Consider the following 13,260-nt stretch of genomic DNA (forward strand, 5'->3'; position numbering starts at 1 on the left):
TTGCATATCTGAAGAAGTCACCTGACTTAATATAGTCTTTTAGGACGAACTATTATATAGCCTAAGGGATGATAATATACTGTCTGTAGCTACATGCAGAAGGAAGTTCTGCATGATTACCTGTCCTTCCAGATTTATCATTCATGGGGATTTTAGCAATGATAAAGAAGGAAAGGCTGTTAAAATATAAAAAATCTGGATTTCTGCCGTTAATCGGCATTTTGGGGGCATGCTGATCAAACCCGCATTAGCGGAGATGACACAGGAGAATAAACTTGTTTTTCCCTGAGGCTTGGCTCTCAAAGAGACCCGGATGCTGTAAAAATGAATGCTGCCCTGGCTTCCGGGAAGGGGTGTTGGCAGCGTAGAAAATAAAGAGGAGTGGTAAAAGATGTTATTCATGGACGTTAGTACCTGGGACCCTTCGAACCGCGATAAGATCCTAGAACATTTTAAGAAACTGGAGATTCCAGAAGGAATTGATGTCATTAACCAGTGGATTGACCTTTCTGGAAATAGATATTATATTCTTTACGAAGCTGAAAGTGCAGAGGCTTATGGAGCGTTCAATCTGCCCTGGTCGGATATCTGCGTAATTGACAGCGTGCCGGTTATGGAAGCTTCGGAATTCATGCAGCTTCTGCCGAAATATCAGAAGAAAACCTGAGCTGTCAGCAGGGCTCTATAAAAACTGCCGATGAGCTGCATTAACTGGCTCATCGAAAACTCTTTATTTTATCGTTATAGAATACAGAGCTTTTTAGAATCAGGGCTTTTTCATATCTTTTTAAATTACTTCAGGCTCATATCCTATTTTAATCATTACATCAGGTTTTCATTACATCAGGTTTTCAGCATTACTGTTTTAAGTTCAAGGTATTCGGAAAGGGCATCAGGTCCGTTTTCTTTTCCGATTCCGCTGTCCCTTGTACCACCGAAAGGAACCTCTGGAGCGACCTTAAGATGCTGATTTAGCCAGATAATTCCTGCATTCAGCCTCTCACATCCTATACGTGCTCTATCAATATTCTTTGTCCAGATAGATGCTCCAAGCCCGTAACATGTATTGTTTGCTTTCTCAATTGCTTCATCGAGGTCTTTTACCCGGACTACAGGCAGAACCGGGCCAAACACTTCCTCATTTAAAAGCCTGGATTCCTCTGACACATCTACAACAAGCGTGGGCCCAAAGAAATATCCCTTACTATAGTCGCCGCCCTCTGGAACCCTGCCCCCTGTGACTATCCTTCCTTCTTCCTTTTCTTCGACTTCTGCAACAAGCTCTTTTATATACTCCCACTGCCTGCGGTTGTTAAGAGGTCCCATATCAACATTTTCATGCAGTCCATTCCCAACTCTTAAATTCCGGATGCCAGCCTCAAGCTTTTTTATGAATTCGTCAGCTACGGATTCGAAAACAAATAATCTTTTTACGGCAGTACAGGTCTGTCCGCAATTGTAAAATCTTCCTCGAAGGGCTCCTGCAACTGCAGCCTCAAGGTTTGCATCATCACAGACAAGCATAGGATCGCTTCCTCCAAGCTCAAGTGTTACTTTTTTCATTCCACTGGCTGCAAGTTCAGCTACACGCTTACCAGTTCCGGTTTCTCCGGTAAAAGAAATTCTTTTTACTTTACGGTTCTTAATCAGGGATTCTCCTACAACCTCACCAGGACCTGTAACGATATTGAGCACACCCGCAGGCAAACCTGCTTCACTGAGGATAGAAGACAGGGTGAGGTTAGTAAGGGGAGTGCTGCTTGCAGGTTTCAGAACAAGTGTATTCCCGGTGATCAGGGCAGGGCTTATCTTCCACGCCATAATAAGGGCAGGCATATTCCAGGGAATTATAGCGGAACAGACTCCAAGAGGTTTCTTCACGGTAAAAGCATATCCGCTTTGATGGATCGGGATAAAACCTCCGTGGAAACTGCTCGCAAGCCCGCAATAATATTCAAGGACATTTGCAAAACCTTCTATCTCGTTTTTAGCTTCGGTAAGGGGTTTTCCCTGCTCCCTGGTGAGCAGGACGGCAAGTTCATCCTTTCTCTCTCTTACAATTCCCGCAGCCCTGTAAAGTATTCCAGCTCTCTGCTGCGGAGATGTGGAAGCCCAATCACTAAAGGCTGACCATGCAGCTTCAACAGCCATTTCCGCATCTTCTTCAGTGCCTCTTGGAACCCGGTCAATAAGCTCACCTGTCGCCGGGTTTATAATATCAGAAAACTCATGACTGCATGCTTCCACAGCTTTTCCGCCAATCTGCATTTTCATGTTTATCACTATCTGCAAAGCCCTATTTTAAGATAACAAGAGGAATCGGTAACGTTAAATCGGAGAAAATCACAAGCTGTATTTCGGTCACTATTTAGAAATACCCAACACCTCTGCTGTGCATAGCTTTTTTCCCATGTAATAAATAATACAATAGCAAGCACACTACCGCAAAAACTGCCATGAGCATGTATATTCCTCTGTAACCAGTAAAGGGAATGATAAATCCAACCATCAAAGGCCCAATTCCCATTCCTATGTCTGCAAACGCAAAATATGTTGAGTTTGCCAATCCCATACGGTGTTGTGGAGTTATTTTAACAGAAATTGCCTGAGTACTGGACTGTATAGCTCCAAATCCAAGCCCTATCAAGGCTGCGGCTAACAAAAGTGTATAACCGTGATGAGTTTGGCTAAATAGCATCATTCCAGCCGTAAATATTAGAATCGCCGGGTACATGATTGCATTTTCACCTTTGGAGTCAAACAGTCGACCAATAATTGGTCTTGAAAATAAAATTACTGTGGCATATACTATGAAAAAGAAGCTGGCTGCATCCACGAGATGAATTTCCCTGGAGTACACTTCAAGGAAGGACACAACACTCGAATAACAGCTGAAAATAAGCATACAAACAACTGAAATTGGAATTACCCTGGGTTCAAAGAAGTTGTTAAATTTGAATTCCTTCATTTTTTCCAGCTGTTCTTTTGTTAATTTTATTTCATGTAAGGATGATAAAAATGGCAGAATCACAAGACTGATTGCTGAGGCAACTGCGCAGGTAGCAAAAATTGTGGCGAAACTGCCATGCTGGCTAATTAACATACCTAAAAAGGGACCGATAGCGGTTGCGAGTATCTGACTCAATCCGAAATAGGCAATCCCTTCACCTTTCCTCCCTACAGGAATAATATGTGCAACGACTGTAGCTGCTGCTGTAGTAGTAATGCCAAATCCCATGCCATGAAGAAAGCGGACAGCAAACAGAAGAAAAATATTATTGACCCTAAAATATAATAGCGTCATAATTAAGCTTAAAATAATTCCCGCATAAAGGGTCTTCTTATGACCGATTTGTCCGATCCATTTTCCGACAAGCAGACGTGCGATAAGTCCGCCAATAATGAATATACTGGCAGAAAAGCCCGCTTCACCTGGGGATGAATTAAATCTACTCATCGCATATCCAGACATAACTATCATTAATAAGTAAAAAGTTAAGGCAGCTAGAAAATTTTCAACAAAAACGATTACAAAATCATTAGTCCATAATCTTGTTTTTTTTGAATTCATGATGTCTCATTATGTCTCCTTTTTCTTTTGAAGAATTCTTAGGATATTAGTGAAACGCACCACTTTATATGTATTTAAAAAACCATAATCGAATTTGGAGAGCTAGCATGCTGGTTTATCGTATATGTTTGGTGGAAAACCAGACCAGAAGCTGTTTCAATCTAGCCTTTTTTCATATGTTGAACTATTCTAAGAGAACTGTTCTCGAACACTATTCTCAACTGTTCTCAGAGAACTATTCTAAAAGTAATATGTTTGAATTAGTTACATTATGAAACAAATTTGGTCTTTATACATTTTTAGCGTATATAGTAGTTACTGATGAAATCGAATCAGGATACGAATTAGCGGGACAAGAATTAGCAAAACTGAACACAAAGTAGCAAAAACCTGAATACGAACGGGTACTGAGGGAATAGTAAATAATGAAGGCTTGCTACAAGCTTCAAGAAAGAATTCAATCATTTAAAATTTAAAAAAGATAAAATCGGAAGAAAAAGAAAATTTATTCCATACGATAAAAATATAAACCTCTTTACAAAATACATATTATTAAAATAAATATTATCGGCACTTATGTCAGGTAAATAAAAGTTGGGGAAATAGGAATACCGACTGCAAAAGTAGTTGGAAGATTTCAATAGCCTCTCGGAAACGACATTAACCTTTAGTTGTCTCTCCGAGCTAATAAAAGGCTTAGATTTTGGATACAGGTTTATATTTAAAAGTGCACCTCAAGAAAGTGGGGCTTTAGAAGTGCACGTTAAACGACCGATTTTAAAGGGAAGAGAGCAGTGCTAGAGTATTTTAACGTGATTTTGTGGTTTGCATTTATAGAAGTACTGGGCTTGATCTCCACCCCTCTTGCCGGAATAATTGGGAACAGGCTTGCTGACAGAGGCTATTCTGCAGCCAGAACTCTGGGAATAGTGCTTGTTACTTACATTGCCTGGTTTTTTTCGTATATATGGGGCTTTAACCGGAGTACGATCCTGATTTCAGTCCTTTTGCTTTGCCTTATTTCGGGAATAGTTTATAGAAAACGAAGCATTTTACCAGAAAAGAAGGTAATCCTATCAAACGAGCTTGTATTCATAGCAGGATTTTTTTTCTTCCTGTTTATACGCATGCATCTCCCTGAGATTTACAGGCATGAAAAATTTATGGACTTTGCCTTTCTGAACGCAATGATGAGAACTGCTTCCTTTCCCCCAGCAGATCCCTGGTTTGCAGGTGGGTTCCTTGACTTTTACTACTACCTGGGATACCTTTCAGTAGGAGTTCCGGGAAAATTACTTTCTGTCGAGCCGTCAATGCTTTTCAATCTGGCTATTGCACTCACTTTCGCTCTGGCTTTCAATCTCCTTTTCGGTTTAGGATATAATCTTTCTCATGGAAAAGCCAGGTACGGAGTCCTGACCGCCTCATTTGTGATTCTGCTCGGAAACCTGCAGGGACTTAAAGAGTTCCTGAACCTGTATATTGTCAAACAGCCAATCTCAATGGGATACTACTGGAGCAGTTCGAGAGTTATCCCCTATACGATAAATGAATTTCCTTACTTCAGTTTCATACACGGGGACCTGCATTCCCATGTACTTGCAATTCCCTTCCAGCTGGTGGTACTTACTTTCCTTTTGAACATATATTTAAGAGAAGACAGTAAATGGGCCTTTGAAAACGTGCTAGCACTTCTGATTTTTTCAGTATCTCTTGGCTTCTTATTCCCTTCCAATTCCTGGGATTTCCCAGTATATTTCAGCCTGACACTTGCAGTTATTTTTGCTTTTTACTGTGGGCGTTATATTCGCAATAAAAACTTATCCGGCTCCTTTACAGGCTTTTTGGGAACAATTTTTCTGGTTTCCGTTCTCAGCCTTCTTCCTTATTTGCCCTTTTACCTGACATTTAAACCCCAGGCTGCAGGTGGATTTGACTTTGTTCCTCCGGAACTTCGAACAACAATTAAAGAGTTTCTGATCCTGTTCAGCCTTTTCCTCTTTCTGACTTTTTCGTTCCTTATGACCAGGCTGGAATTCAGGCAAAAAGTACAATATTTCATTCTGTGGATAGGAATTACTGCGATTCTCGCCAGTGAATTATCTATTCCTCTGCTTGTAATTCTTCTCCCTTTGTTTGCCCTCTCGCTGTATTCATTCCTTAAAGATCTTCCGGAAAGGAGCAGTGCAGGATTTGTATTCTTTCTTATAGCAGCAGCTGCATTTGTAGCGCTTCTCTGTGAAGTTATTTTCCTTGATGACCCTATTCAAGGGAAATTTGCTCGTATGAATACGGTTTTTAAATTTTATATGCATTTATGGATTTTTCTAGCTATTGCAGCTTCCTATTCATACTCTCAACTCTACCTTCGTTACAGGACATTATCCGGAAATATCTTTTTTTCGACTAACCGAGGTTATGGAAAAAAAGTCTGGATGGTCTCGCTTGTGCTCCTTGTTCTCTCATGCAGCGTTTTTCCTGTGGTAGCAACTGTCACAAGAATTGAAGATATGAATGCAAAACCTACTCTTGATGGCATGGAATATATGAAAGAACTGGACAGGGGAGATTATGACGCCATAAGATGGATGCAGGAAAATATCAAAGGTACTCCTGTAATTCTTGAGGCTTCCGATGATAACAGCAGTTATCAATATACCTCACGTGTCTCGGCAAATACCGGGCTTCCGACAGTTATTGGCTGGACAAGGCATGAGAGGTTCTGGGGAAGAGACCATGAAGAAATCAGGACAAGAGTTGAAGATGTAAATACCATTTACAGTACAGTCAGTGAAAAAAAAGCTCTTGAGCTTATAAATAAATATAACGTAAGCTATGTGTATATCGGTAAACTTGAAAGGCAAATGTATGACGTAAAGACGGATAAATTCGAAGATGAAACTTATTTTGAACCGGTTTACCAGGGCTCAGTCCGGATTTATAAGGTAAAAAACAAGTTCTGAGAGTTTTCGGTTTTTAGGGGGAACCTTAAACTCTGACTCATATAAAAATCAAGATATACAAATCGTAAATTCGCTCCTAATACTGGAATGAAAATAGAGGGGTTTTATCCATTACCAGCGTTTCGGTGGTTTTACCAGCTTATAACGAGGCAGCGAATATCGAAAAAGCTGTCTTTACTACAGCGGAAACACTTTTCAAAATAACTGATCATTTCGAGATCATTATAGCAGAGGACGGCAGCACAGATGGTACGGACGGAATAGCTTCCGAGCTCTCAGAGCAGTACACTTATGTTGTCCACCTGCACTCGGATAAGCGGCAGGGCAGAGGAAAAGCTCTGAGCAGGGCATTTAAAGCCGCTTCAGGAGAAGTCCTCTGCTATATTGATGTGGATCTTGCAACGGATATGAAATATCTGGAAAAATTGATCAGGGCTGTGAGTAAGGATGAATATGATTTTGCCACAGGCTCGAGAATGATGCGTGAAAGCGATGCAAAAAGGCCTTTTAAACGGGAGTTCGCAAGCAGGGGATATAATTTTCTGGTGAGAACCTTTTTGCATTCAAAGCTTTATGATCATCAATGTGGATTTAAGGCTTTCAGAAGAGAAGCTCTTTTTGAACTTCTCGACGAGATCGAGAATGAACACTGGTTCTGGGATACTGAAGTACTCGTAAGAGCCCAGCATAGAGGATACAGGGTAATAGAGTTTCCTGTTTACTGGAGGCATGGAGGATCAAGCAAGGTTAATCTGGCAAAAGATGTCAAAGGAATGGGATCAGAGATATTCCGGCTCTGGCGGGAACTCTCATTCCCACTTATCGTTTCAGGAAAAGGGAAGGTGTTTCTTGCAACTTGCCTTGCGATTCTGATCCTTGCATTTGTTGCGACTTTTTTGGGCGTGTCCGATATTCTGGAAAATGTGAGAGCTGCCTCTTTCAGGACTCTGGCGTTTGCTTCTCTGGTGTACTGCATCTCCTGGCCTTTGAGGGGGGTGCGTTTTCAGCAGATCCTTAAAAGGCTCGGAAGCGAGTACGGACTTGGCTTTCTTATAGGCAGCATTTTTGTCAGCCAATCAGCAAACGTAGTTCTCCCTGCACGTATAGGAGATCTGAGCAGAATGTATATCCTGAAAAAAAGCAAGAATCTTGCCTTTACAACAAGTTTCTCCTCACTGACCGTAGAAAGGGTCTTTGATATAGTTGCAATTACTTCCATAGCAATACTTGCATCTTCAGGTGCAGCGTCCCGTTTTGAGCTTGCTCCGTGGATGAGCTCCCTGATAAAGCTATCCGGGCTTGCAGTAGTGCTTTTCTTTTCAATTCTTTTTATTGCATCTTTTAGGGAAAGCCACGCTAAAACAACACTGGAAAGAGAAAACTTCCAGAACGGGCTCTCTGGCAAGATAAAGGGTTTAGCATCAACTTTTCTTCACCAGATGAGCGTTGTTGCAGTGCGACCTGGCTCATTTCTGGCCGTAACCGCATCTTCTCTTCTTATATGGGGAATAGATATATTCACCTGCCTTCTGGTGCTTAAAGCTTTTCCGATAGCAGGAGTAGATGTTTCCTCAACGTACATGATATCTCTTATTTTCCTGGCTGTAGCTCTCGGAAATATTGCAAAAACCTTCCCAATAACACCTGGTGCTATAGGAACATACGAAGTTGCTCTTACTGCAGTTTTTGCCCTTGGGGGGATCGAGCCGAAAATAGGGTTTACGGTTGCCGTGCTTGATCATATTATAAAAAATTCAATTACTTTGATTGGAGGCGGTTTTGCCCTCTCGGGACTCGGTTTGAGGTGGAAAGAAGTACTTTGCACGGATAAGGATATTTTGAAAGGATAAAATAGGATAAATTCAGGATAGCGTGAGCTGAGTCTTGCCGTGCATACAGCAATCAGTGAAGATGTGGAAGAAATTGTCAGCCTGTTTAAGGTGCTTGCAGACCCGCCACGCCTCAGGATTCTCAGGGCTCTTGAAGTCCAGAGCCTCTGTGTCTGTGTCCTTGTAGAGTGCACGGATCAAAAGCATTCAGCACTTTCCTATCATCTTAAGCTGTTAAAAGAAGCAGACCAGGTAGACACTCGAAGAGAACGCAGTTTCCAGATCCACTACCTCACGGAGTTCGGGTACTTACTCCTGAAGCACATTGAAAAATATTTTGAAAAAAACTTGAATTGGAAAAATGGGGAGGAATTATATCTCTTTGAAATTTCCCTCCATTTAGGGGCATAATTCTCTCTGAAACGCTTTCCTCTTCTCTTGTCTGATTCTCTTTACTGCTTCGAGTGTTAGTCCTGCTCTGCCAGGTAAGGTCAGATTTTTTCGTTTGACGCTACCGTTGTAAGCTTTGAGAACTTTACCCCTTTGAGAGCCATTATAGCTTCAGCAAGCTCCTTAATCTCTTCACCGTCTCCATCCAGAACGACTACTTCAAAGCAGTTATCGTGATCAAGGTGGATATGCACTGAGGATTTTATCAGGTGAGAGTAGTTGTGCTGGATGTCTGCAAGGGCATTTGAAAGCCCTCTTTTGGTGTGATCATAAATAACCGCAACCGTTCCGACACGGTGACCTTTAATATCACCCATCCATTCGTAATAGGAAATATAACTCCTGATAGCGTCCCTTATGCCTTCCGAACGGGAAGAATAACCTCTTTTCTCGATAATCTCATCAAATTTACTCAGAAGGGTATCGGGAAGGGAAACCCCTATCCTCATCAATTCTGTTTCCATCATATCACCAGGTAATCTTGGATTTGTCTACAAGATAATACTTTAGCATATTGTAAGTATTACTATATATGTTTTTTTCACTTAGCCACTAATATAAAAGAGTTGATTAAAAGATTATTATTCTTCAGTAATATTAATCTTTGGGAACGATTTACATTTGCCATCGGGAAAACGGATAAGTTCGTTCATTAAGAAGAAATAATATAAAAATACAAAAAAAAGTGAAAGAAAGTCTTAATCAGCTTTTTGTTAAACAAGACTTTCAGAAAATTGTATTGAACATACATTCCCGCATAAGTATATCTGGCAGTGTAGATGTAATTTTCCGGCTTAAACGCAATTTTCTTCTGAACGTAATTGTCTGTATGAAAAGAACCTGCCACTCATGCAGTTGCGCTGTTATCGTCTATCAACAAGCCTTTTAGGTCTGCCCTTTATCCTGTGTAACTCAAGCCCCATAGGGTCTGTGAAGTTGAACACTATTTTGAAAGTGCCTTCAGTATAAGCCCTGGAAAGCGGAGGCTTATACCTTAGAAAAGCCCTGATAAAATTTTCTTCTATAAGGTCCCGATCGCATATCTCAGGATTTTCACACTCCATACTGACCCTGAGTATGGTCTCTCCCTCGTCCTCATCACCATAAAGGAAAGCCTCATATTCTCCTGTCAGATAGTCCATGTTTTCACGCTGGAAAACACCCCTTTCCACATCTACGCGGTTAAAGGGAGTCCCTTCTACCCACACAGTTTCAGCCTCCCTCTGGGGAGTCATAATTTTCATATGAGTTCTTCCGCAGGGACATTGTTTACGAGTGAGCATCACAGTTGTGTCTTCAGTATCATAGTTTAAAAGAAGGGTTCCTGCTTTTGCCCCAACAGGCAGCAATGTGCTCAGAATTACTCTTCCACATTCTCCTTCAGGCACGTAATTCCCTATATGGGGATCGTAAATGTCAAGGTGAACAAAATCTTCAGGCACATGCAGCCCAGAGACATCACTGCACTCTCCGCACATTGTGCCTTCTGTGCTCCCATATGTGTTGTACACAGGACAGCCCCAGATTTCGGAAAGGTAGTTCCTGGATTCTTCAGCAAAGGCTTCTCCTCCCACGACCAGTTTATCTACACCTGATTCCTGAGGATCAATGCCTTCTGCTCGTATTCTTCTGGCAAGATTCAGGAGTTTGAAGACACTGCCTACTATGCCTGTAGGTCTGTAGGCTTCGATAACGCGAAGGGGAAATGTGCATTTGCCCTCAGGAATAATGCTCATGCCAAGCTGCCTGGCTGCAAGGGTCATGGTGTTTGCGCCTACGTTCATTCCGTAAGAAGCACAGACAACAACCCTGTCTCCAGGCCCGAAACCCTGTGATCTGAAAATCCGGGCGTATTTTTCCGAGTATCGTTCCCAGTCCTCCCATGTAAGGAAAAAGCTTTTAGGAGTTCCGCTAGTTCCGCTGGTTTCATGAACTGTAAAAACATCTTCCCAGGGCACGCTCTTGAACATAAATTCCTTCACTTCAGGGGGCTGGTTCTCACGGATAGTTTTGCCAGAGATTATAGGTAGATCCAGAAGATCTTCATGAGTTTTGATTTCAGCCGGATCTATATTCTGTTTCTCAAACCATCTTCTGTAAAAAGGGGAATTTTCTGCCGCATATTTTACCGTGTACCGCACCCGCTCCTCGATGAGAGCATCAAGTTCCCCCCTGTCCAGAGTTTCGATTTCTGGGTTAAAATAAGGTCCTGAGCTGTCCATACCAAACACCAATACCAGGTAAATTAACTATTTAGCGCATATAAAAGCCTGTTATTTAATGATTCTAAACATGAAGCATTTATGGGCAAATTAAGGGTTTTAAACTTTTTTCGGGTTTGACAAAAGCAATCTAGTATCCCATATCTTAAATCAAAGCAGCTGTCAGGGACTTAAACAGAGTGACATAAAAAGTTCCAAAAATGACCAATGAAATTGGTAAGTTATTTATAATATATCGCATATGTGGGAATTAGTGGTAAATAGAGTTAAACGCAGGATATCGTGCCTTCAAAAACCACATATATGTCCGATGTGCGATGTCGATACTATTTACCAATTGGCTGCGAAGGCAGAAGGAAGAGGTTAATTTAGAACAATTACTGCTGCCCAAAAAGCAAGGGAAAAGGGGCAGTAGACGCTAAACCAGAGTGTGACAGAATGACAAAAATTGCTGTACCATCGATAAGTGACAGGGGATTGGAATCGGATGTGTGTGCCCATTATGGCTCATGTGAATACTTTACTATTGTAAATGTCGAGAACGGCACAATTACAGGTATTGATACTATAATTAATAGCTCTCCTGATGGAGCGCATAACTGCGCCGCCCCCTCAATAATCCTGAAATCACACAATGTCGATACCGTACTTGTCTCGGGCATTGGCGGAAGACCTCTAATGTCACTGAAGGAAAAGAAGATAAAAGTATTTGCAGGAGCTGCGGGCAAGGTATCTGATGCAGTTCAGGATTACAACAACGGGTTGCTGCAAGAGTTATCTATGAATGAAACTTGCAGTTGCTCTCATCACTAAAATGAAAGTTTCAAAACCCGAGTTGAGAATATGGATGTAGGAGAGGTAAACAAATATGGACAGGAGATGGTAGAGTGCCTGAAACTCACAACTTCCCCGGTTGCAGTAAAACTGATTCCTAAAGGAGGAGAAATCCCGGAAGGGATTACCAGAGTAGATGAAGCTATGAGACACTGCCAGCTGGTTGACAGGGTAAGAAGGACCGGCGCGGAATTCTATACCCTGGTCGAAGACCAGATGTGTAAAGGCGGAGCCGGCGCAATGGGTCTTGGGGAAATGCCCCCCAAAGTCGCAAGTGGAGAATTCTATTTTAGAGGGCTTAAGCAATTCAGCACACAGGGTGCGGCAAGGCGTACCCTTGAGATGGTTTCCAAACTCCCCGCAAACTCAACAGAAGCTATCCTGTATTCCCCCCTGGAAAACACTTCATTTACTCCGGATGTAGTTGTGGTTATCTGCACCCCCAGACAGGTTATGCTGCTTACGCAGGCTATGATGTATAAAACAGGTGGCAGAATTGAATCCAGCTTTGCAGGGAAACAAAGCCTGTGCTCGGACGGGGTTGTAAAAGTATACAAAGAAGGCAAAATAGGAGTCACAGTCGGTTGCAGTGGAAGCAGAAACTATACCAAAATCGCAGATGAAGAAATGATTATGGGAATCCCGGTCGAACTCCTGGCTGATGTTGCCTCAGGCCTCAAAGCAATCTGCCCCAGGTAAAATGCGGTAAACATACTGCTCTTCAAATAAAATTCCTTCATGTTCAGGCCCTTTCACAAACCGTTTCCAGAGAAATAAAATGAAAGGGCCCATCAAAATATATCTCTTCAGACCTATTTAGCTTGCCGAAAATTAGTCTGTCGGAAAATTAAGTTATCTACATTAATTTTGAAACCTGAGAAATATAAGAATCTTCTTTCTGAAGATTAAGTGAACAGGTTCGGAACAAAAACAAAGTAGTCTCAGAGCTTATTAAGGCATCAAGGGGCACAAGGTATATATAATCTGCCCTCTTCTGACCTTTTACCAGCTCGCAATGTCTGAGGAGAGCAAACTGGTTCTCGGTTTCCAGCAGAGATATTCCGAATTTTTTTGCAACTTCTTCTTTTTTTGCCCCTCCACTAGAAATAATAAACTCATAAATGGCTTTTTGCAGTTCGGTCAGGCCTTCTATACCCTCTAAGCCATGCATTTTTCTAAAGAGTTTTTTAGAGCACACAGCCACAGGATCTGCAAACTTGATTCTCTGTTGCTCTTCCAGATAACAGTCCTCGCATATCATTCTCCCGTTCACTTTAATGTATTCAACTCCAGGAATTTCTTTTCTACATGCCGGGCAGGTTATAAAATAGGAAATATTTTTATTGAGTTCACGATTGTCGGATTTATCCGTTTTTACCAAGCCGTGAAAT

At 41.7% G+C, this 13,260-nt stretch carries 11 protein-coding genes; 6 read left to right on the forward strand and 5 right to left on the reverse strand.

The window, feature by feature from the left end:
• The first annotated feature begins 391 nt into the window (after positions 1–391).
• Positions 392–667 carry a DUF3303 domain-containing protein gene (locus MSTHT_RS07700; RefSeq protein WP_048167276.1) on the forward strand — a complete coding sequence of 92 codons (276 nt, stop codon included), beginning with the start codon at positions 392–394 and terminating at the stop codon, positions 665–667.
• A gap of 176 nt (positions 668–843) precedes the next feature.
• On the opposite strand, the gene MSTHT_RS07705 is transcribed toward MSTHT_RS07700, so the two are convergent.
• The gene (locus tag MSTHT_RS07705; RefSeq protein ID WP_181952173.1) at positions 844–2,274 is read right to left on the reverse strand and encodes an aldehyde dehydrogenase family protein; all 1,431 of its coding nucleotides are present in this window, start codon (positions 2,272–2,274) and stop codon (positions 844–846) included.
• 94 nt (positions 2,275–2,368) lie between these two features.
• A complete protein-coding gene (locus tag MSTHT_RS07710; protein ID WP_048167278.1) occupies positions 2,369–3,571 on the reverse strand; it encodes an MFS transporter in 1,203 nt (400 codons plus the stop codon).
• A gap of 812 nt (positions 3,572–4,383) precedes the next feature.
• Here MSTHT_RS07710 and MSTHT_RS07715 point away from each other — a divergent pair.
• From MSTHT_RS07715 to MSTHT_RS07725, 3 genes are all read left to right on the forward strand, one after another.
• On the forward strand, positions 4,384–6,534 hold the full coding sequence (locus MSTHT_RS07715; RefSeq protein WP_231588034.1) for a DUF2298 domain-containing protein: 2,151 nt from the start codon (positions 4,384–4,386) through the stop codon (positions 6,532–6,534).
• A 125-nt stretch (positions 6,535–6,659) separates the two neighbouring features.
• A complete protein-coding gene (locus tag MSTHT_RS07720) occupies positions 6,660–8,384 on the forward strand; it encodes a flippase-like domain-containing protein (RefSeq protein ID WP_082086804.1) in 1,725 nt (574 codons plus the stop codon).
• 39 nt (positions 8,385–8,423) lie between these two features.
• Positions 8,424–8,774, forward strand: coding sequence for an ArsR/SmtB family transcription factor (locus tag MSTHT_RS07725; RefSeq protein WP_231588035.1), 351 nt, complete (start codon positions 8,424–8,426; stop codon positions 8,772–8,774).
• Positions 8,775–8,854: 80 nt separating this feature from the next.
• Here MSTHT_RS07725 and nikR read toward each other — a convergent pair whose 3' ends face one another.
• Complete coding sequence (nikR, locus tag MSTHT_RS07730) at positions 8,855–9,277, reverse strand: nickel-responsive transcriptional regulator NikR (protein WP_048167282.1); 423 nt, start codon at positions 9,275–9,277, stop codon at positions 8,855–8,857.
• Positions 9,278–9,676: 399 nt separating this feature from the next.
• Positions 9,677–11,035: a coenzyme F390 synthetase gene (ftsA, locus tag MSTHT_RS07735; protein WP_048167283.1), complete on the reverse strand. Its 1,359-nt coding sequence runs from the start codon at positions 11,033–11,035 to the stop codon at positions 9,677–9,679.
• 438 nt (positions 11,036–11,473) lie between these two features.
• On the opposite strand from ftsA, the gene MSTHT_RS07740 reads away from it, so the two are divergent.
• Together MSTHT_RS07740 and MSTHT_RS07745 are read left to right on the forward strand one after the other, a co-directional pair.
• Positions 11,474–11,848 carry a NifB/NifX family molybdenum-iron cluster-binding protein gene (locus tag MSTHT_RS07740; protein WP_048167284.1) on the forward strand — a complete coding sequence of 125 codons (375 nt, stop codon included), beginning with the start codon at positions 11,474–11,476 and terminating at the stop codon, positions 11,846–11,848.
• A 30-nt stretch (positions 11,849–11,878) separates the two neighbouring features.
• A complete protein-coding gene (locus tag MSTHT_RS07745; RefSeq protein ID WP_048167285.1) occupies positions 11,879–12,568 on the forward strand; it encodes a DUF169 domain-containing protein in 690 nt (229 codons plus the stop codon).
• A 157-nt stretch (positions 12,569–12,725) separates the two neighbouring features.
• Here the strand turns inward: MSTHT_RS07745 and MSTHT_RS07750 are convergent, their stop codons facing one another.
• Positions 12,726–13,250: a hypothetical protein gene (locus MSTHT_RS07750; RefSeq protein WP_197071743.1), complete on the reverse strand. Its 525-nt coding sequence runs from the start codon at positions 13,248–13,250 to the stop codon at positions 12,726–12,728.
• Positions 13,251–13,260: the final 10 nt, after the last annotated feature.

Source organism: Methanosarcina thermophila TM-1, assembly GCF_000969885.1.
Taxonomy (GTDB): Archaea; Halobacteriota; Methanosarcinia; order Methanosarcinales; family Methanosarcinaceae; genus Methanosarcina; species Methanosarcina thermophila.